This is a genomic window from Lentzea sp. NPDC037011 (genome assembly GCF_055607425.1).
This window is the reverse complement of sequence record NZ_JBVJRT010000006.1, coordinates 52,115-70,612: the sequence shown is the minus strand read 5'-3', so window position 1 is coordinate 70,612 and position 18,498 is coordinate 52,115. Positions and strand designations below refer to the sequence as shown.

At 70.8% G+C, this 18,498-nt stretch carries 17 protein-coding genes; 10 read left to right on the top strand and 7 right to left on the bottom strand.

Annotated elements, in window-relative coordinates:
* The 7 genes from ACZ7CH_RS19460 to ACZ7CH_RS19430 all read left to right on the top strand — a co-directional run bounded on the left by ACZ7CH_RS19460 (position 1) and on the right by ACZ7CH_RS19430 (position 5,841).
* A complete protein-coding gene (locus ACZ7CH_RS19460; protein ID WP_470374727.1) occupies positions 1 to 969 on the top strand; it encodes a gluconeogenesis factor YvcK family protein in 969 nt (322 codons plus the stop codon).
* A complete protein-coding gene (gene whiA, locus ACZ7CH_RS19455) occupies positions 960 to 1,946 on the top strand; it encodes a DNA-binding protein WhiA (RefSeq protein ID WP_360400170.1) in 987 nt (328 codons plus the stop codon). The genes ACZ7CH_RS19460 and whiA overlap by 10 nt, the downstream gene beginning before the upstream one ends.
* Before the next feature lie 135 nt (positions 1,947 to 2,081).
* Positions 2,082 to 3,086 carry a type I glyceraldehyde-3-phosphate dehydrogenase gene (gene gap / locus ACZ7CH_RS19450; protein ID WP_053738345.1) on the top strand — a complete coding sequence of 335 codons (1,005 nt, stop codon included), beginning with the start codon at positions 2,082 to 2,084 and terminating at the stop codon, positions 3,084 to 3,086.
* A 20-nt stretch (positions 3,087 to 3,106) separates the two neighbouring features.
* Complete coding sequence (locus ACZ7CH_RS19445; protein WP_470371037.1) at positions 3,107 to 4,300, top strand: phosphoglycerate kinase; 1,194 nt, start codon at positions 3,107 to 3,109, stop codon at positions 4,298 to 4,300.
* Position 4,301: 1 nt separating this feature from the next.
* Positions 4,302 to 5,090 carry a triose-phosphate isomerase gene (gene tpiA / locus ACZ7CH_RS19440; protein WP_360400177.1) on the top strand — a complete coding sequence of 263 codons (789 nt, stop codon included), beginning with the start codon at positions 4,302 to 4,304 and terminating at the stop codon, positions 5,088 to 5,090.
* Positions 5,091 to 5,184: 94 nt separating this feature from the next.
* Positions 5,185 to 5,430 (top strand): preprotein translocase subunit SecG, encoded by a 246-nt coding sequence (gene secG, locus ACZ7CH_RS19435; protein ID WP_030470276.1) that lies wholly within the window; start codon positions 5,185 to 5,187, stop codon positions 5,428 to 5,430.
* Positions 5,431 to 5,496: 66 nt separating this feature from the next.
* A complete protein-coding gene (locus ACZ7CH_RS19430; RefSeq protein ID WP_053738343.1) occupies positions 5,497 to 5,841 on the top strand; it encodes an RNA polymerase-binding protein RbpA in 345 nt (114 codons plus the stop codon).
* 94 nt (positions 5,842 to 5,935) lie between these two features.
* Here ACZ7CH_RS19430 and ACZ7CH_RS19425 read toward each other — a convergent pair whose 3' ends face one another.
* The gene (locus ACZ7CH_RS19425; RefSeq protein WP_458431200.1) at positions 5,936 to 6,799 is read right to left on the bottom strand and encodes a hypothetical protein; all 864 of its coding nucleotides are present in this window, start codon (positions 6,797 to 6,799) and stop codon (positions 5,936 to 5,938) included.
* A gap of 109 nt (positions 6,800 to 6,908) precedes the next feature.
* Here ACZ7CH_RS19425 and ACZ7CH_RS19420 point away from each other — a divergent pair, with 109 nt between their 5' ends.
* Positions 6,909 to 7,637, top strand: coding sequence for a hypothetical protein (locus tag ACZ7CH_RS19420; protein ID WP_458431201.1), 729 nt, complete (start codon positions 6,909 to 6,911; stop codon positions 7,635 to 7,637).
* Between the two features lie 10 nt (positions 7,638 to 7,647).
* On the top strand, positions 7,648 to 9,240 hold the full coding sequence (locus ACZ7CH_RS19415; RefSeq protein WP_458431202.1) for a serine/threonine-protein kinase: 1,593 nt from the start codon (positions 7,648 to 7,650) through the stop codon (positions 9,238 to 9,240).
* A gap of 79 nt (positions 9,241 to 9,319) precedes the next feature.
* Here ACZ7CH_RS19415 and ACZ7CH_RS19410 read toward each other — a convergent pair whose 3' ends face one another.
* Positions 9,320 to 10,567 (bottom strand): sensor histidine kinase, encoded by a 1,248-nt coding sequence (locus tag ACZ7CH_RS19410; protein WP_360400190.1) that lies wholly within the window; start codon positions 10,565 to 10,567, stop codon positions 9,320 to 9,322.
* Between the two features lie 256 nt (positions 10,568 to 10,823).
* Entirely contained in the window at positions 10,824 to 11,420 is a 597-nt protein-coding gene (locus ACZ7CH_RS19405; protein WP_360400193.1) for a DUF4360 domain-containing protein, read from the bottom strand.
* 226 nt (positions 11,421 to 11,646) lie between these two features.
* Here ACZ7CH_RS19405 and ACZ7CH_RS19400 point away from each other — a divergent pair, with 226 nt between their 5' ends.
* Positions 11,647 to 12,036 (top strand): response regulator, encoded by a 390-nt coding sequence (locus tag ACZ7CH_RS19400; protein WP_360400196.1) that lies wholly within the window; start codon positions 11,647 to 11,649, stop codon positions 12,034 to 12,036.
* Here ACZ7CH_RS19400 and ACZ7CH_RS19395 read toward each other — a convergent pair.
* The 4 genes from ACZ7CH_RS19395 to zwf all read right to left on the bottom strand — a co-directional run bounded on the left by ACZ7CH_RS19395 (position 12,024) and on the right by zwf (position 18,475).
* Complete coding sequence (locus ACZ7CH_RS19395) at positions 12,024 to 14,927, bottom strand: substrate-binding domain-containing protein (RefSeq protein ID WP_470374473.1); 2,904 nt, start codon at positions 14,925 to 14,927, stop codon at positions 12,024 to 12,026. The two genes, ACZ7CH_RS19400 and ACZ7CH_RS19395, sit on opposite strands and share 13 nt — an antisense overlap.
* 238 nt (positions 14,928 to 15,165) lie before the next feature.
* Complete coding sequence (gene pgl, locus ACZ7CH_RS19390) at positions 15,166 to 15,945, bottom strand: 6-phosphogluconolactonase (protein ID WP_470374472.1); 780 nt, start codon at positions 15,943 to 15,945, stop codon at positions 15,166 to 15,168.
* The gene (gene opcA / locus ACZ7CH_RS19385) at positions 15,942 to 16,991 is read right to left on the bottom strand and encodes a glucose-6-phosphate dehydrogenase assembly protein OpcA (RefSeq protein ID WP_360400205.1); all 1,050 of its coding nucleotides are present in this window, start codon (positions 16,989 to 16,991) and stop codon (positions 15,942 to 15,944) included. The genes pgl and opcA overlap by 4 nt, the downstream gene beginning before the upstream one ends.
* Entirely contained in the window at positions 16,988 to 18,475 is a 1,488-nt protein-coding gene (gene zwf / locus ACZ7CH_RS19380; protein ID WP_360400332.1) for a glucose-6-phosphate dehydrogenase, read from the bottom strand. The genes opcA and zwf overlap by 4 nt, the downstream gene beginning before the upstream one ends.
* Positions 18,476 to 18,498: the final 23 nt, after the last annotated feature.

Genomic DNA, 18,498 nt, shown 5'->3' with positions numbered 1-18,498 from the left:
TTGAAGGCAGTTGCTCTGGGCGGCGGGCGCGGGCTGCACGCGACGCTGTCGGCGTTGCGGCGGGTGACCGGGGACGTGACGGCCGTGGTGACCGTCGCGGACGACGGGGGCTCGTCGGGGCGGTTGCGGCGTGAGCTGTCCGACCTGCTGCCGCCCGGTGACCTGCGCAAGGCGCTGGCGGCGCTGGCGGGGGAGGACGAGCACAGCGTGCTGTGGACCTCGCTCTTCAAGCACCGCTTCGGTGGCACGGGTGCGCTGGCCGGTCACGCGATCGGCAACCTGGTGCTCGCCGGGCTGCTCGAACAGCTCGGCGACCCGGTGGCGGTGCTCGACGTGGCCGGGCGGCTGCTGGGCGTGCGGGGGCGGGTGCTGCCCATGTCGAACGACCCGCTCGACATCGAGGCCGACGTCACCGGGCTCGACGAGGACGAGACCGACGTGCGCCGGATTCGCGGGCAGGTCGCCATCGCCACCACGCCCGGACTGGTGCGGCGCATCCGGCTGACTGCCCCGAACGGGCGACCTGCCGGCTGCCCCCAGGCGGTGGAGGCTGTACTTGCCGCCGATCTCGTGCTACTCGGCCCGGGATCGTGGTTCACCAGCGTGTTGCCGCACCTGCTGGTCCCCGAGCTGCACGACGCGCTGGTGCGGACGGGTGCCAAGAAGGTCCTCGTGCTCAACCTCGTCCCCCAACCGGGCGAAACCGCCGGTTTCTCACCGGAGCGGCATCTGGACGTAGTCTGCGAGCACGCACCCGAGCTGAAGGTGGACGCGGTCATCGCCGACGTCGACTCGGTCCCGACGCCGGACCGGTTGACGCGAGCCGCCTCGGCACTGGGTGCGCGAACGCACCTGGCCAGGATCGCCGCACCGGACGCCGCCGACCGGCACGATCCGGAGGCACTGGCAGGCTGCCTGAGGCAAGTGGTCGAGGAGACCGGAGTGGGAGGGACAGACCCGTGGCGATGACGTCGGCGGTCAAGGACGAGCTGAGCAGGCTCGCGGTATCCAAGACCTGTTGCCGCCGCGCGGAGGTCTCGTCCCTGCTGCGGTTCGCCGGTGGCCTGCACATCGTGTCCGGCCGGGTGGTCGTCGAGGCCGAGCTCGACCTCGGCTCCGCGGCCCGCAGGCTCCTCAAGGAGATCCAGGCGCTCTACGGCCACCACGCCGAGGTGTTCACGATCCAGTCGAACGGCCTGCGCAAGGGCACCCGCTACGTCGTCCGCGTGGTCAAGGACGGCGAGGGCCTCGCCCGCCAGACCGGTCTGCTCGACCCGCGCGGCCGACCCGTGCGCGGCCTGCCGGCCCCCGTGGTGTCCGGTGGCGTGTGCGACGCCGAGGCGGCGTGGCGCGGCGCGTTCCTGGCGCACGGCTCGCTGACCGAACCCGGCCGCAGCTCCTCCCTGGAGATCACCTGCCCTGGCCCGGAGGCGGCGCTGGCCCTGGTCGGCGCGGCCCGCAGGATGGGCATCGCCTCCAAGCAGCGCGAGGTCCGCGGCGCCGAACGCGTGGTCATCCGCGACGGCGACGCCATCGGCGCCATGCTCACCCGCCTCGGCGCCCACGACAGCGTGCTGGCCTGGGAGGAACGCCGCATGCGCCGCGAGGTCCGCGCCACCGCCAACCGGCTGGCGAACTTCGACGACGCCAACCTGCGCCGCTCGGCCCGCGCCGCGGTCGCCGCGGCCGCACGGGTCGCCCGCGCGCTGGAGATCCTCGGCCCGGAGGCCCCCGACCACCTCGCCGCCGCGGGCCAGCTCCGGCTGGCGCACCGGCAGGCGTCGCTGGAGGAGCTCGGCCAGCTGTCCGAGCCGCAGATGACGAAGGATGCCGTCGCCGGGCGCATAAGGCGTCTGCTGGCGATGGCCGACAAGCGCGCGAAGGACCTGGGCCTGCCAGACACCGAGTCGGCGGTCACGGCGGAGATGCTTGAAGCAGAGGTCTGACCATGGGCCGAACGGCCTAGTCAGGGCCTGTTTTTCTGGCTCGATCCAGAGATACTCACTATCCCTGTGACCAGCGACGCAGTTCGGCAGATAGGGTGGGCTTGTTCCTAGTCAGCTGAACGCAAGGAGTCCGTCGTGACGGTTCGTGTAGGTGTCAACGGGTTCGGTCGCATCGGCCGAAACTTCTTCCGCGCGGTGCGTGCCGGCGGCCACGACATCGAGATCGTCGCGTTCAACGACCTCGGTGACGTCGCCACCATGGCCCACCTGCTGAAGTACGACAGCATCCTCGGTCGCCTGGACGCCGACGTGCAGGTCACCGACGAGGGCATCTCCGTCGACGGCAAGGTCATCAAGGCCCTCGCCGAGCGCGAGCCGGGCAAGCTGCCCTGGAAGGACCTCGGCGTCGACGTCGTGGTCGAGTCGACCGGCTTCTTCACCGACGCCACCAAGGCCCGCTCGCACGTCGACGAGGGTGGCGCCAAGAAGGTCATCATCTCCGCGCCGGCCAAGAACGAGGACCTGACGGTCGTCATCGGCGCGAACGAGGAGAAGCTCGACGGGTCGCAGACGATCATCTCGAACGCGTCCTGCACCACGAACTGCCTCGCGCCGCTCGCCAAGGTCCTCAACGACAGCTTCGGCATCGAGCAGGGCCTGATGACCACGATCCACGCGTACACGCAGGACCAGAACCTGCAGGACGCGCCGCACAAGGACCTGCGCCGCGCCCGCGCCGCCGCGCTGAACATCGTGCCGACCTCCACGGGTGCCGCGAAGGCCATCGGCCTGGTGCTGCCGGAGCTGCAGGGCAAGCTCGACGGCTACGCGCTGCGCGTGCCGATCCCCACCGGCTCGGCCACCGACCTGACCGTCACGCTCAAGCGCGAGGTCACCGTCGACGAGGTCAACGCCGCGTACAAGGCCGCCGCCGAGGGCCCCCTGGCCGGCATCCTCAAGTACTCGACGGACCCGATCGTGTCGGCCGACATCGTCACCGACCCGCACTCGTGCATCTACGACGCGCCGCTCACCAAGGTCATCGGCAACCAGGTCAAGGTCGTCGGCTGGTACGACAACGAGTGGGGCTACTCCAACCGCCTCGCGGACCTGGTCAAGCTCGTCGCCTCCAAGATCTGAGCAGCGGGAACGGACAGTCAGTGAAGACTCTCAGCGACCTGCTCGCGGAGGGTGTCGCAGGTCGGCGCGTGCTCGTGCGCGCCGACCTGAACGTCCCCCTCGACGGCGACAAGATCACCGACGACGGCCGCGTCCGCGCGTCGGTGCCGACGATCAAGGCACTGGCCGGCGCCGGTGCCCGCGTGGTCGTCACCGCCCACCTCGGCCGCCCCAAGGGCGAGCCGGACCCCAAGTTCTCCCTGGCACCGGCCGCCGCTCGCCTCGGTGAGCTGCTCGGCACCGAGGTGGTGCTCGCGGAGGACCTGGTCGGCCCGTCCGCGACCGCCGCGGTCGGCGCGCTGACCGACGGTGGCGTCGTGATGCTGGAGAACGTCCGCTTCGACGCCCGCGAGACCTCGAAGGACGACGCGGAGCGCGCGGCACTGGCCGACGAGCTCGCCGCGTTCGCCGACGCGTTCGTGTCCGACGGCTTCGGTGTCGTGCACCGCAAGCAGGCCTCGGTCTACGACGTCGCGCAGAAGCTGCCCGCCTACGTCGGCGGTCTCGTCGAGGCCGAGCTGGGTGTGCTCAAGAAGCTCACCGACGACCTGGAGCGCCCGTACGTCGTGGTCCTCGGCGGCGCGAAGGTCTCCGACAAGCTCGGCGTCATCGCGAACCTGCTGAGCAAGGTCGACCGGCTGCTCATCGGCGGCGGCATGGCGTACACGTTCCTCAAGGCCCAGGGCCACGAGGTCGGCACGTCGCTGCTGCAGGAAGACCAGCTCGACCAGGTCAAGGGCTTCCTCGCCGAGGCGGAGAAGCGCGGCGTCGAGCTCGTGCTGCCGGTCGACGTGCTGGTCACCGCCGAGTTCGGCAGCACGGAGCACGACGTCGTCGGCACCGACTCGATCCCCGCCGACCGGATGGGCCTCGACATCGGCCCGAAGTCGCGCGAGCTGTTCGCGTCGAAGCTCGCCGACGCCAAGACCGTGTTCTGGAACGGCCCGATGGGCGTCTTCGAGATCGAGACCTACGCCGGCGGCACCCGTGCCGTGGCCGAGGCGCTCGTGGCCTCCGGCGCGTTCACCGTCGTCGGCGGTGGCGACTCCGCGGCGGCCGTCCGCGCACTGGGTCTGCCCGAGGACGGGTTCTCGCACATCTCCACCGGTGGTGGTGCGTCCCTGGAGTTCCTCGAAGGCAAGGAACTCCCCGGCATCAGCGTCCTGGAGGACTGAGGTGGCAGCGCGCACCCCGCTCATCGCGGGCAACTGGAAGATGAACCTGAACCACCTCGAAGCGATCGGCCTCGTGCAGAAGATCGCCTTCGCCCTGCCGGAGAAGTACTTCGCCAAGGTCGAGGTGGCCGTCCTCCCGCCGTTCGTCGACATCCGCAGCATCCAGACGCTGGTCGACGGCGACAAGCTGCTGCTCAAGTACGGCGCGCAGGACATCTCGCAGCACGACTCCGGCGCCTACACCGGCGAGGTGTCGGGCCTGATGCTCAAGAAGCTCGGCTGCCACTACGTCGTGGTCGGGCACTCCGAGCGCCGCGAGTACCACGGCGAGACCGACGCACTGGTCAACGCCAAGATCGCCGCCGCCCTCAAGCACGAGGTCACGCCGATCTTCTGCTTCGGCGAGAAGCTCGACGTCCGCGAGGCGAAGGGCCACCTGGAGCTCGTCCGCCGGCAGCTGGAGGCCGGTCTCAAGGGCTTCACCGCCGAGCAGGTCGCGAAGATCGTGTTCGCCTACGAACCGGTCTGGGCGATCGGCACCGGCAAGACCGCGTCCTCGGCCGACGCGCAGGAGGTGTGCTCGCTGGTCCGCTCGTTCGTGGCGGAGTCCTACGGCGAGGAGACCGCCGCGGTCGTCCGCGTGCTCTACGGCGGCTCGGTGAAGTCGTCCAACATCGGTGAGCTCATCGGGCAGAAGGACGTCGACGGCGCCCTGGTCGGCGGCGCGAGCCTCCAGGCCGACGAGTTCACCAAGCTCTGCGCTCTGGCTGCCGGCGGGCCTCTACCCTAGGTTGATCTGGACAAACCCTTAATCCCACTGGTTGCACACGTTCGGCAGTCGAACAGGTACTCTATGGCGTCGGCTGCCTGACAGCGAGGAAGAAATGATCCTGTTCCTGCAGATCCTGTTGATCGTCTCCAGCGTGCTGCTGGTGCTGCTCGTGCTTCTGCACCGCGGCCGTGGTGGCGGCCTTTCTTCGCTGTTCGGCGGCGGTATGCAGTCGAGTCTGTCCGGTTCCTCCGTTGTCGAGAAGAACCTCGACCGCCTGACGCTGTTCGTCGGCGCGGTCTGGATCATCGCGATCGTGGGCATCGGACTGCTGATCAAGCTGCCCGGCGCGGGCAGCTGATCAACCGTTCAGCGGCAGAAGCCCTCCGGGGCTTGGGGTAACCACTTGGTGGGGGTGTAACGGTCGATGTCCGGTGGTAACGCGATTCGCGGTACCCGCGTCGGCGCAGGACCGATGGGTGAGTCGGAGCGCGGCGAGTCCGCGCCCCGCCGTCGGGTGTCGTACTGGTGCGCGAACGGTCACGAGTCCCGGCCGTCTTTCGCGGTCGACGCGGAGATTCCGGAGAACTGGGACTGCCCGCGCTGCGGCCTGCCGGCAGGTCGTGACGAGCAGACGCCACCCGCGCCTCCGCGCAACGAGCCGTACAAGACGCACCTCGCGTACGTGAAGGAGCGGCGCTCCGACGCGGACGGTGAGGCGATCCTCGAAGAGGCTCTCGCCAAGCTGCGCCGTCAGCGCGAGGAGCCGTAGGGCTCACGGAGTTCCCGATCAACGCGAAAGGCCCCCTCATCTGCGGAGAGGGGGCCTTTCGCGTGTTCAGGCACTACCTGGGGGTGCCGGAGGGTCACCGCCGCAGGCCGGAGAACTGGCGGCGCAGCATCGCGGCACCGACCAGCAGGAAGAACACCAGCACCACGAGCGTGCTGCTGCTCCCGCCGGACGAGCTGGACAGCGTCACGTCGACGTTGCCGACGAGCGTGATGCCGCACTCGGCGCGCACCTTGTGCCGGCCGGGTTCGATGTTCGTGAACCGCACCGGGGCGGTGAAGCCGCCGTTGTCGTCGGCGGTGGCCTTGCCGACGTCCTGGCCGAGCGACTTCAGCGTCACGCCGGCGCCCTTCGGACAGCCGGTGCCGGTCGCGGTCAGGTCCTCACCGGGCTGGATGTTCTCCTTGTCCAGCACCAGGACGCCGTCACCGGAGGAGCCGAACGGGTCGGTGGACGACGACGTGCCCGACGACGACGGTGTGGTGGTCGTCGTCGTGGTGGTGGTCGTCGTGACCGGGGGAGTGGTCGTGGTGGTCGTGGTGACCGGCGGGCGTGTGACGGGCGGGTCGGTGGCCGGCGGGTTCGTCACCGGGGGGATGGTGACCGGCGGCTGCGTCGTCGTCGTGGCCGGCCGCGGGGTGACGACGAAGGTGTTGCGGGCCATCCGGTTGCACTCGTCGGTCGCGGTGAAGACGTACTGACCGGCCTTGGCGCCGGCCGGGATGGTCGCGGTGACCGAACCGTTAGCCACCCACGGCGCGGTGGCCAGTACGCTTCCGCCCGGCCAGTTGATGCGCATCGTGCCCTTGCACCTGTAGAAGCCCGTCCAGGTGAAGGTCGCGCTCGACCCCGCGGGTCCGGTGCCGGGGTTCGCGGACACGGTCAGCTGCTGCTGGGCGGCTGCCGGTGTGGCGACCAGCACCGTAACACCGGCCGTCAAGGCCGCGAGTAAGACTGAAGACCGCATTCCCTCTCCCCGGATCAGAACCGAAGGTGCGCTAGTGAGACGTCGTACGACCGGTGCAGGTTTACTGCTGTGGTGCGGAATTATGCTGCTGCCGTCAACCGCGTCCGCACAGGGCGGGTCGGTGACGCTCGAAGCCACAGTGGACAGCACCCCGGTGGGCGCGACGGTCATGGTGCTCGACCCGGACCGCACCGCCAGGGTCTCGGTCACGGTCCGCAACGACACGGACACGGTGCAGCACGTGAAGACGGTGCGGATCAGCGGGTCCGTGCTGGCGCTGACCTTCTTCGCCTACGACACAACGGTTCCGTTCGACGTGCCGGCGGGGGAGACCGAGACGCGGTCGTTCCCGCTGGAGCCCGCTGACCTGGGGGCGCAGGCCATCGGGTTGCTGCCGGTGTCGGTGGAGGCGATCGGCCCGCAGCGCGAGGTGCTCGCCTCGATCGACGCCACCGGTGACATCCGGGGCTCGCTGTGGTCGGTCTACGGCGCGTTCGGGCTGGGCGTGCTGGCGCTGACGGCGTTGTCGTGGCTGGGCGCGCTGATCGCGCTGGCGCGGCGGCGGCTGCCCGCGAACCGGTGGCAGCGGGCGATGCGGTTCCTGCCGGCCGGCATCGGGACCGGGCTGATCGCGGTGTTCACGCTGTCGGTGCTGCGCCTCGTGGCACCGTCACCCTCCGCCGAGATCCCGTTCGTCGTCGGCGCGGCCGCGGTGGCACTGCTCCTCGGCTACGTGACGCCGCATCCGGGCGAACAGCAACAGCAACAGCAACTGTCCGAAGTGGATACCGTGAGGATCCCGAGACCGTGAGGACTGCCCGGTGACATTGTCCAGTGTGGTCGCCGCGCTCCCGCAGTACGCCGTCGGCGAGCAGATCGGCGAGGGCGGGATGGGCGTCGTGTACGGCGGCGTGCACCGGCAGCTCGGCCGTCCCGTGGCGATCAAGCGGTTGCCGGCCGCGGTCGCGGAGGACCCGCGGATGAGCGAGCGGTTCGAGCACGAGGCACGGCTGCTCGCCCGGCTCGACCACCCGCACATCGTGCCCGTGTACGACTACGTCCGGCAGCACGGCGAGCACCTGCTCGTCATGGAACGCCTCGACGGCGGCACGGTCTGGTCCCGGTTCGCCTCCGCCGGTCTCACCGCCCAGCAGTCCTGCGGCATCGTGCTGGCGGCGCTCTCCGGGCTGCACGCCGCGCACGAGGCCGGGGTGCTGCACCTCGACGTGAAGCCGAAGAACCTGCTGTTCACCTCGAACGGCCTGGTCAAGGTCGCGGACTTCGGCATCTCGCAGGTGGTGTCCGAGGGCGCCACGCTCGTCACGCACGCCGGCGCGGTGCTCGGCACACCCGCCTACATCGCGCCGGAGCAGGCGCTGGGCAACGCGCTCACACCCGCCGCGGACGTCTACGCCACGGGCACGGTGCTGTACGAGCTGCTGAGCGGCGACCTGCCGTTCGAGCGCGGCGGCGGAGCGCTCGCCATGATCCAGAAGCGGGTCCACCAGGACCCGCGGCCGTTGACGAACGTTCCCGGTCCACTGGCCGGCGTGGTCATGCGCAGCCTGGCCCGCGACCCGTCGGCCCGCTACCGCAACGCGGAGACGTTCGCCGTGGACCTCGCCGGTGCGGCGGGCCACCTGTTCGGCCCGGACTGGCTGATGCGCCTCGGCATGCCCGTGCACCTGGCGCCACAGGTGTCCGCCGCACGGCCGTCCGCGCGGCCCACCCAGCCGCGCGACACGATCTCGATCACCCAGCAGCCGGTCCGCGCCACGCTCACCGACCCGGTGCCCGCCGCCCGGCTGAGCGGCAGCGGCACCCTGGTGCCCGCCGCGCAGGTGATCACGCCGGCGGCCCGTCCGTGGTGGCTGTGGCTGGTGGCCGCGGCTGCGTTGATCGCGCTGGTGGCGGTGCCGTTCGCGGTGTCCGGGCGGGACCTGCCGTCGTACCCGGCGAACCTGTCCGAGCCGGTGGCGGTCGAGGGGCAGCGGCTGACGGTGTCGCTGGCGGGTCTCCCGCTCGCGGACGTGGTGAGTGGACAGGAGGGGTTCGAGCTGCCCGGTGCGGCGCGGTGGGTCGTCGGCGGCGCGGTCACGGCGGCGGTGGACGGGCGCGAGTTCCTGCTCGTGTCGAACCAGACGCCGTGGCTGAGCATCATGGGCACGGGGTCCGCGCTGCTGCTGCTGTTCACGCTGGCGTACCTGGAGTCGAACTTGCGGGCGTTGCGGCGCCGGCAGACCGGGGTGGGCGCGGTGGTCGCGTCGGTGCCCCTCGGGTTCGGCCTGGGGCTCGCGGTGTGGCTGCTCGTGTCGGTGCTGCTGGACAGGGAACCGGTGCTGCCGATCGCGATCACCTGCGGCGTGCTGGGCGCGGCAGCCGGCCTCTCCGCGGCGCTGGCCTCCAAGCGCTGACCGCACTCGAACAGTTCCGCGATCTCCCGCGCCTGCCTCTCAAGGCGTCTGCAAGTACTACCACCTCAACATCAAACGGCTAGTTGTCGGCGGCGGTGCGCTGGGTCGGGAACGACGCCGTCACCAGGTAGCCGCCCTCCTCGGTGGGGCCCGCGGAGAACTCGCCGCCGAGCAGCGTGGCGCGCTCCCGCAGGCCGACCAGGCCGTGACCGCCGCTGGGCAGCGACTGGCCGGGCTCGGGTGACGCCGCGTTGCGCACCTCCACGCGCACGGCCTCGTCGCCCGCGTCCACCACCACCTGCGCCGTGGCACCGGGTGCGTGCTTGCGGACATTGGTCAGCGCCTCCTGCACGGTCCGGTAGACCGCGCCGGACACCGGGGCCGCCACGTCGTTCACCGGCCCGTTGACCTGCAGCTCCACCTCGAAACCGGCGTCGGCGGCGAGCTCGGGCAGCTCACCGACACCGGGCTGGGTCACGTCGTCGCCGTCGGCGGTGCGCAGCACGGACACGAGCTGGCGCAGCTCGTCCAGGGTCCTGGTCGACAACGTGCGGATCGTCGCGGCCACCTGCTTGTGCTCGGCGTTCGCCACGGCCATCCGCAGCGCGCCCGCCTGCATGGCGATCAAGCTGACCTGGTGCGACACGACGTCGTGCATCTCACGGGCCAAGCGCGCGCGTTCGTCGGCACGGACGGCGTGCGCGTTCAGGACCCGTTCGCGTTCACGGGACTCGGCGAGCTCGGCGATGCGGTCGGCGAGCTGCTGGCGGGCGTGGGCGAGCAGGGCCAGCGCGATCGGCAGGCCCGCGATCATCACGCCGCGGATCGCCGAGTGCAGGTGGGCGTACCAGGGGAACTTGAGGAAGTCCTCCGGCGGCCACAGCGCCGAGCGGCTGAGCCACACCAGCACACCCGCGGCCAGCGTCTGCCAGCCCCACACGTACCGGCGCGCGACCGCGTACAGGGCGATCATCGCGGCCATCTGCGCCCAGCCGAAGAAGAAACCGGGGATGGTCAGCAGCGCCACCACGAACGGGAACCGGCGGCGCAGCAGCAGCACCGCGGCCGCGATCCAGGACAGCCACAGCGAGTAGGCCGGCGGGTGCTCGTCGGCCAGCCACGACATGCCGAGCCACACGTCGAGCACCCCGACGAGCACGAGCCCCAGGTCGGCCGCGACCTGCCGGACGCCACCGGTCAGCGGCCAGAGCGACCCGGCCCCGGTCGCCGTCGACCGCCGGGCCGGAAGCAGCGTCGTGGTCAGGATCCGACCTCCCCTGTGAGCGGTGCGATCCTCACCGTACTGCGCGTATGCGGCGGTTGGCATGGCTGCCCCTTCACCCCGACCTGCTCCGTCACGAGTTAAGGACGGCCCCGCTCGCGGATCGGTACGCCGCTGTCCCCACTAATGTGCTACCGCACACGCACGGGGCGTGTGCGGCAGCTCCGGGGGAGGTCAGCCGCCCGCGGGCAGCGCTTCCACGAGAACCGACGTGGCGGCGGCAACCGCGTTGAGCACGGGACACCTTTCCGGCGCAGCTCGCGAGGCGGACCGGCGGCGAATTGTCAGAAAATCGTCAGGTTCAGTCGCAGCGCTTCCACGAGAACTGGAACAACGTGCGCACCTCGCCCCGCGAGTAGTCCATCGTCATGAAACTGTTCGCATTCGGGTCGGCGGAACCTTTGTCGACGCGCAACGAGCTGTTGACGTTGAGATTGCGCTTCTCACCGCACGGCGCGTAGACGATGTCCGCGAACTCGGTGCGGTGGGTGACCCGCCAGTTGTCGTCGACCGGCCCGGTGAACGAGTGCTTCTTCACGGTGCCGGCCGGCTGGCCCTGGAAGTAGTAGTTCACCCACTGGTGGCCCGTCGCGCCCCGTTCGAGGTGCGCGAAACCGCCGTAGGTGGCTTCCGCGATGCCGTAGGTGAAGCCCTGCGGAATGTTGATCTGCAGGTTGAGCTGGCAGTTCTTCCTGAAGTCGGTGGCGCCCGCGCCCTTGCCCGCCTGGGCCAGGTAGTCGCTGTAGAGCACCCAGAACGACGTGTTGTCCGGCGCCACGACCACGTCCGCGGTGCCCTGTTCGCACCCGGACCCGTTGATCGTGACCACGTCGATCGTCACCCGCTCCGCAGGAGTCACAGCGGCTTGCGCGGGCGTGGACGACAATGTGAACAGCACGGCCAGACAGGCTGCTGCCGTCGCTTTGCGCATGGAGGTCGCCTTTCCTGGAGCCTCTTTCTCAGCGTGGAGCGGCAGCGGTGCACGGAGGCTAGCGCAGAAACAGATCCGACGATGTAGCCCGAACGGCCGTGGTCACACCGGTGGGGCAGCAGGTGGACAATTTTCGGTGATAGTCGCGCACCTGGTGCTGAGGACACGAATGGTTTCCGGCATAATGACGCGCATGCAGCAAGCCGGTCTGGTGCTCGTGGTCGAGGACGAGGACCCCGTGCGGAGGTACACCGTCAGCCTGCTCGAGGAGCTGGGCTACCGCGTCCTGCAGGCGGCGGACGGCGCGGAGGCGATCGCGGTCCTGCGCGCGCGCCATGCGGAGATCAGCGCGATGCTGCTCGACCACAGCATGCCCGGCCTGTCCGGCGGCGAGGTGCTGGCCGAGCTGGAGCGCGAGGGGCTGTCCGTGCCCGTCGTGCTGACCAGCGGCCACGACCGCACGGTCCTGGAACACCGGTTCGCGGGCCACGCCGTGGCGGGCTACCTGCAGAAACCGTTCCGGATCGAAGCGCTCGACGAGACCGTGCGGCTCGCGGTCGCCCAGCGCGCTCAGACGTCCTGATCGAGGACCTGGCGGACCGCCTCCAGCAGCTCCGACTCCACGTACGGCTTGCTGATCAGCACCTCGGAGGTCATCGGCTCGTCGGTGGTGTAGCCGGACATGTAGATCACGGCCGGCGCCGCCCCCGCTGACCGCAGCAGCGCCACGAGCTCCGGTCCGCCCATCTTCGGCATGACGACGTCGGTGAGCACCAGGTCGATCGTGCTGCGGTGCTCGGTCGCGAGCTGCAGCGCCTCCTGGCCGTCACCCGCCTCGACCACCACGTACCCGGCGGCCTCCAGCGAACGGCGGGTCATGGCCCGCACCTGGGCGTCGTCCTCCACCAGCAGCACCGTGCCCGCGCCCAGCTGGGTGGTGACACGACGCGTGAACGGCGCCGTGGGCGTGCCCTCTCTCTCGTACGGCACCGGTAGGTACACCTCGATGGTCGTGCCCTCGCCGGGGGCGCTGATCACCTCGATCTGGCCGCCGCTCTGCTGCACGATGCCGAACACCGTGGACAGTCCCAGCCCGGTGCCCTTGCCGACCGGTTTCGTCGTGAAGTACGGCTCGAACACCTGCGCCAGCACGGACTTGTCCATGCCCGCACCGGTGTCGCGCACCCGCATCACCACGTACGCGCCCGGCCGCACGCCCACGATCCGGCCGGTGTCACCGGGCCCGAGCGTGGCGTCGCCGATCTGCACGGTCAGCCTGCCGCCCTGGGGCATCGCGTCGCGCGAGTTCACCGCGAGGTTGAACAGGATCTGCTCGATCTGGCCCGCGTCCGCCCACACCCGCGAGACGCCGCCGGGCAGGTCGAGCTCCAGCTCGATCCCCTCGCCCACGAGCGTGCGCAGCATCGAGCCGACCTTCGTGAGGTTCTCCCTGAGGTCGAGCGACTCGGGGTGCAGCACCTGCTGGCGGGTGAACGCGAGCAGCTGCCGGGTCAGGTTCGCCGCCCGCTCACCGGCGTGGCGGATGTCCTCGATCGCCGCGCGCCGCGGGTCGTCGGGCAGGGTGCGCCGCAGCAGCATCTCGCTGTTGCCGTTCACCACGGTCAGGATGTTGTTGAAGTCGTGCGCGATGCCACCGGTCAACCGGCCGATGGCCTCCATCTTCTGCGCGTGCCGCAGCTGCGCCTCGGTCTCGCCGACGCGTTCCTCGAGCCGGGCGCGCGCGTCCTTCAGCTCCTGCATCAGCCGGATGCCGCGCAGGGCGCTGCTGAGCTGCTGCTGCACGGCCTCGTAGATCCAGCCCTGCTCCGGGCCCTCCTCGAAGATCACGTACCCGAGCTGCTCGTCGTCGGCGTGGAGCGGGGCGACCAGCGCGCTGAACGGCTCATCGCGGCGGAACGGGTACGGCGTCAGCGCGATGGCGGGGAACGGCCTGGCCGGAGCGGTCCGCACCGCGCCCCGCTCGTAGCGGACGAGCACACGGGCTATGCCGGGCGCCTCGTACGCCATGACGTGGCAACCGGGGATGCCCAGCCGCGGCAGCTCCTCGACCAGCGCGTCGGTGAGCTCGCTGACCGTCCTCGACGCGATGAGCCGTTGCCCGGCTTCGCGCACCGTCTGGTCGTGGCGCTCGTGCGACAGGTACGCGAACTTCGCGTCTGTGCGGAACGCGTCGCCCACCAGCAGCTGCACGCGCAACCACAGCTCCTGGAACACGGCGGCGTCGGTGACCCGTGCGGTGACGAACCGGTAGAGGTCGAACAGCGGCGCCCACCAGCTCTCCGGCGAACACCCGGCGCGCGCGCTCGCCCGGATGTACTCGGCGAGCAGCTTGAGGAACTCCGCCCCCTCGACCTCCCCGCGTCCGGCGGCCATCAGCTCGACGACGAGCTGTTCGGCCCAGCCCTCCGGCAGCGCCTCCGCCGACGGGCCGAGCGAGGACCGCAGGTGCCCGGCCACGGTGTGCGCGCTCGCCGACTCGGCGAGGTTCAGCCGGCCGTGCGCGGGCGCGTGCTCGCCCAGCCCGGTGGGCAGGCAGCCGCACGACCGGCGCACCACCAGCTCGGTGCGCATCGTCTGCACCGGCGGCGTGGGCCGCTTGCGCGCCAGCGCCAGCGCCAGCTCCGCCGCCCGGACCCCCATCTGGTGGAAGGGGGCGCGGACCGTGGTGAACGCGGGCATCGCCGCGTCGATGTCGACCTTGCGGTGCACCCGGACCTGGTGACCGGAACCGGACGTCGTGGCGTACCCGAGGTCGTGGGTGCGGACGTTGGTGTGGTTGTCGTAGCCGACGACCGCGATGTCCTCCGGGATGCGGAACCCCAGGGCCTCCAGCGCGGACACGACACCGATCGCGTAGTCGTCGTTGGCGGCGGCGACCGCGTCCGGCGGCCGGTCCACCGACGCGAGCACGGCGCGCACCGCGTCCGCAGCGGTGCTCGGCTCCCAGACGAACGAACCGGGCACCGTCACCAGCCGCGGGTCGAGCGGAATCCCGTGCTTGCGCAACGAGTCCGCGTACCCCTGGTACCGCTCCTGCGCCCCGGCGTGCGACCGCGGCCCGCGCACGAACGCGATGCGCCTGCGGCCGTGCACCTCGATGAGGTGGTCGACGGCCTGTTCCATGCCTTTGCGGTTGTCCATCAAGATGGCCGGCCACTGCGCGAGGGAGGTCTCCACACTCACGATCGGCGTCGGTGCGTACCGCTTCACGTACTCCTGCATGCCCTCGGAGCCGATGAGCTGCCCCACGCGCGTGGTCCACACGACGAGCGCGTCGACCCGGTCCGGTGACACGAGCTCGTACACGGAGTTGGCCTGGCGCTTGTGCGGGTCCGGGTGGCCGAGCTCGGTGCCCACGAAGCACACCAGGTCGCACCCGAGCCGCTGCGCACCCTCGCTGACACCGCGCCACTGCTCGCCCGCGAGCTCGATCAGCGGGCCAGCGGTGATCATCCCGATGGTGGGCCGCCGCTCCGCACTGCCGTTCGCCACAAAACCCCCGCTGCCTCAACGCGATTCGAAATGATACGCGCAGCCGGGGGAATGCCCGGACTGTTGCGAGGGGGAACTCTTCGGTGGATTTGGCCGTACTGCACGGAGTTCACGGTCTGGCGGCCCGATCTGCCCACGCGCTGTACGACCATGTTCCCCCCCGACGAAAAAGGCCCCCGGTGCGAACCGGGGGCCCTCGTCATGCCAGCGGGGGTGTGAACAAGGCGGGCACCTTCGAGGCCGCCGCCGTGTCCAGCAGCCACAGCGTGCGGCGGCGTCCGGTGGCACCGGCGGCCGGCAGCTGCACCTCGCCCGCACCGGTCAGGCTCATCGCGACCGCGGCGGCCTTGGCCTCCCCGGTGGTCATCAGCCAGACCTCCTGCGAGTTCCGCACGGCCCCCAGCGTCAGCGACACGCGGGTCGGCGGCGGCTTGGGGCAGTTGCGGACGGCCACGACCGACCGCTCCTCCTCGTACACCGCAGGGGAAGCGGGGAAGACCGACGCCACGTGGCCCTCCTCGCCGACGCCCAGCATGCAGACGTCGAACGACGGCACGTCGCCGTGGTCCTCCGGGCGGGCCAGCGCGGCCAGCACCGCCGCGTACGCCTCGGCGGCGGCCTCCGGGTCGTCGCCGAACTCGCCGTCGGAGGGCGCCATGACGTGCACGCGCGCCGGGTCGACCGGCACGTGGTCGAGCAGGGCCGCGCGGGCCTGCGTCTCGTTGCGCTCCGGGTGACCGGACGGCAGGAAGCGCTCGTCGCCCCAGAACAGGTCCACGCGGGACCAGTCCACGGCGTCACGGGCGCCGTTGCGGTTGAGGTGCTCCAGGACCGCGGTGCCGGTGCGGCCGCCGGTGAGCACGACCGACGCGGAGCCGCGGGCGGCCTGAGCGTCGACCACGCGGGTCACCAGGCGGGCCGCCGCGGCGGCGGCCAGGAGGTCGCCGTCGCGGTGGACCACTACTTGCGGACTGCTCACGAACCCGCCTTCGCCTTGGGCTTCTTCGCGGCCGCCTTGCCGTTGGGCGCGGGCAGGTCCGCTGCGGCCTCCGGTTCACCGGCCGCCGCCGCGGCCGCGGCCGACTCGGGCTTCGCCGCCGGCGTGCGACCCCGGGAGATCTTCGACAGCGACTTCAGCGCCGCCGCGTAGACCTCGTCCGGGTCGAGCCTGCGCAGCTCCTCCGCGAGGCAGTCGCGCACCGAACGCCGCTGCAGCGCCACCCGCCGCGACGGCTGGCCGGGCTGGGTCAGCGTGCCCACCTTGCCGTCCGGGCGGTGCAGGTCGACGTGACCGGACGCCCGGTTCAGCGTGACCTGGACGATGCCCTCGCCCGAGGTCGCCTTGAAGCGCTTCGCGGGCACCTTCAGCCGGTCGGTCAGCCACGCGGCCAGCAGGTCGGTGGACGGCGAGTCGGCCTCACCGGTCACCTCGGCGTCGACGACCTTCTCGTACGGCGGCAGGTCGAGCGACGAGGCGAGCATGGCGCGCCACAACGTGAGCCGCGTCCACGCCAGGTCCGTGTCGCCGGGCGCGTAGTGCGCCCGCCGGGTCTCCAGGGCCTTGATCGGGTTCTTCTCGGCGGCGGCGTCGGTGATGCGCCGCTGCGCGAGCTGGCCGATCGGGTCCTTCGACGGCGAGATCGGCGCGTCGAACGGCCACCACGCCACGACCGGGGTGTCCGGCAGCAGCAGCGGCATCACGCAGGACGCGCCCTCCTTGGCCAGCTCGCCGTACAGGCGCAGCACCACGACCTCGGACGCGCCCGCGTCACCGCCGACGCGGATCTGGGCGTCCAGCCGGGGAGCCGCCTGCCGGGCACCGCGCGCCACGACGATCACGCGGCAGGGGTGCTCGCGCGAGGCGTCGTTCGCCGCGTCGATCGCGGCGTCGGTGCGCTGGCCGTCCTCGGTCACGATGACCAGGGTCAGCACGCGGCCCAGCGTCGTCGCACCGCCCTCGTCGCGCAGCCGGACGAGCCGGGAGTTGATCTGCGAGGTGGTGGTCGAGGGAAGGTCGATGATCACGGACGCCTCCAGTGCCTTCCGGTCCTGGCGGTCATCGCGTCCGCCGACGGCGGTCCCCAGGTGCCGGCCTTGTACTTCTCGAGAGCCGGTTCGTCCTTGCGGGCCCAGAACTCGAGGATCGGGTCGAGGATCTCCCAGGAGAGCTCGACCTCGTCGTTCTTCGGGAACAGCGACGGCTCGCCGAGCAGCACGTCGAGCAGCAGCCGCTCGTAGGCCTCCGGCGACGACTCGGTGAACGAGTGGCCGTAGCCGAAGTCCATCGTGACGTCGCGGACCTCCATCGTGTTGCCCGGCACCTTCGAGCCGAACCGGATGGTCACGCCCTCGTCCGGCTGCACCCGCACGACGAGCGCGTTCTGGCCGAGCTCCTCGGTCGCGGTGTCGTCGAACGGCAGGTGCGGCGCCCGCTTGAACACGACGGCCACCTCGGTGACGCGGCGGCCCAGGCGCTTGCCGGTACGCAGGTAGAACGGTACCCCGGCCCACCGGCGGGTGTTGACCTCGCAGGTGATCGCGCCGAACGTCTCGGTCTTCGACTCGGGCGAGAAACCGCCCTCCTCCAGCAGACCGGGCACCTTCTGGCCGCCCTGCCAGCCACCGGTGTACTGGCCGCGCGCGGTGGTCTCCTCGAACGGCTCCGCCGGACGCGTCGCCGAGAGGATCTTCACCTTCTCCGCCCGCAGGTCCGACGGCTTGAAGGAGACGGGCTCCTCCATCGCGATCAGCGCGAGCAGCTGCAGCAGGTGGTTCTGGATGACGTCACGCGTGGCGCCGATGCCGTCGTAGTACCCGGCGCGGCCACCGAGACCGATGTCCTCGGCCATGGTGATCTGCACGTGGTCGACGTAGTTCGAGTTCCAGATGGGTTCGTACAGCTGGTTCGCGAACCGCAGCGCCAGGATGTTCTGCACGGTCTCCTTGCCGAGGTAGTGGTCGATGCGGAACACCGACTCCTCGGGGAAGACCTCGTTGACCGTGCGGTTGAGCTCCTTGGCCGAGGCCAGGTCGTGGCCGAACGGCTTCTCGATGACGACGCGGCGCCACTGGTCGTTCTGCGCCTGCGCCAGACCCGCGCGCTTGAGCTGGTTGATCACCGTCGGGAACGCGCCCGGCGGGATCGACAGGTAGAACGCGTGGTTGCCGCCCGTGCCGCGCTCGGTGTCGAGCGCCGCGAGGCAGGAGGCCAGGTTGTCGAACGCCTCGTTGTCGTCGAACGTGCCCTGCACGAACCGGATGCCCTCGGCGAGCTGCTGCCACACGGCCTCGTTGAACGGCGTGCGCGCGTGCTCCTTCACCGCGTCGTGGACGACCTTCATGAAGTCCTGGTCGGCCCAGTCGCGGCGGGCGAAGCCGACGAGACCGAAGCCCGGCGGCAGCAGACCCCGGTTCGCGAGGTCGTAGATCGCGGGCATGAGCTTCTTGCGCGACAGGTCACCGGTGACACCGAAGATGACCAGCGCGCTCGGCCCCGCGATGCGCGGCATGCGCTTGTCGCGCGCGTCCCGCA

Coding starts and splice junctions, on each gene's coding strand:
- secG (WP_030470276.1), top strand. CDS start 5,185: ATGATCCTGTTCCTGCAGATCCTGTTGATCGTCTCCAGCGTGCTGCTG.
- ACZ7CH_RS19430 (WP_053738343.1), top strand. CDS start 5,497: ATGTCCGGTGGTAACGCGATTCGCGGTACCCGCGTCGGCGCAGGACCG.
- ACZ7CH_RS19420 (WP_458431201.1), top strand. CDS start 6,909: ATGCTGCTGCCGTCAACCGCGTCCGCACAGGGCGGGTCGGTGACGCTC.
- ACZ7CH_RS19410 (WP_360400190.1), bottom strand. CDS start 10,567: ATGCCAACCGCCGCATACGCGCAGTACGGTGAGGATCGCACCGCTCAC.
- ACZ7CH_RS19400 (WP_360400196.1), top strand. CDS start 11,647: ATGCAGCAAGCCGGTCTGGTGCTCGTGGTCGAGGACGAGGACCCCGTG.
- ACZ7CH_RS19395 (WP_470374473.1), bottom strand. CDS start 14,927: ATGATCACCGCTGGCCCGCTGATCGAGCTCGCGGGCGAGCAGTGGCGC.
- zwf (WP_360400332.1), bottom strand. CDS start 18,475: ATGCCGCGCATCGCGGGGCCGAGCGCGCTGGTCATCTTCGGTGTCACC.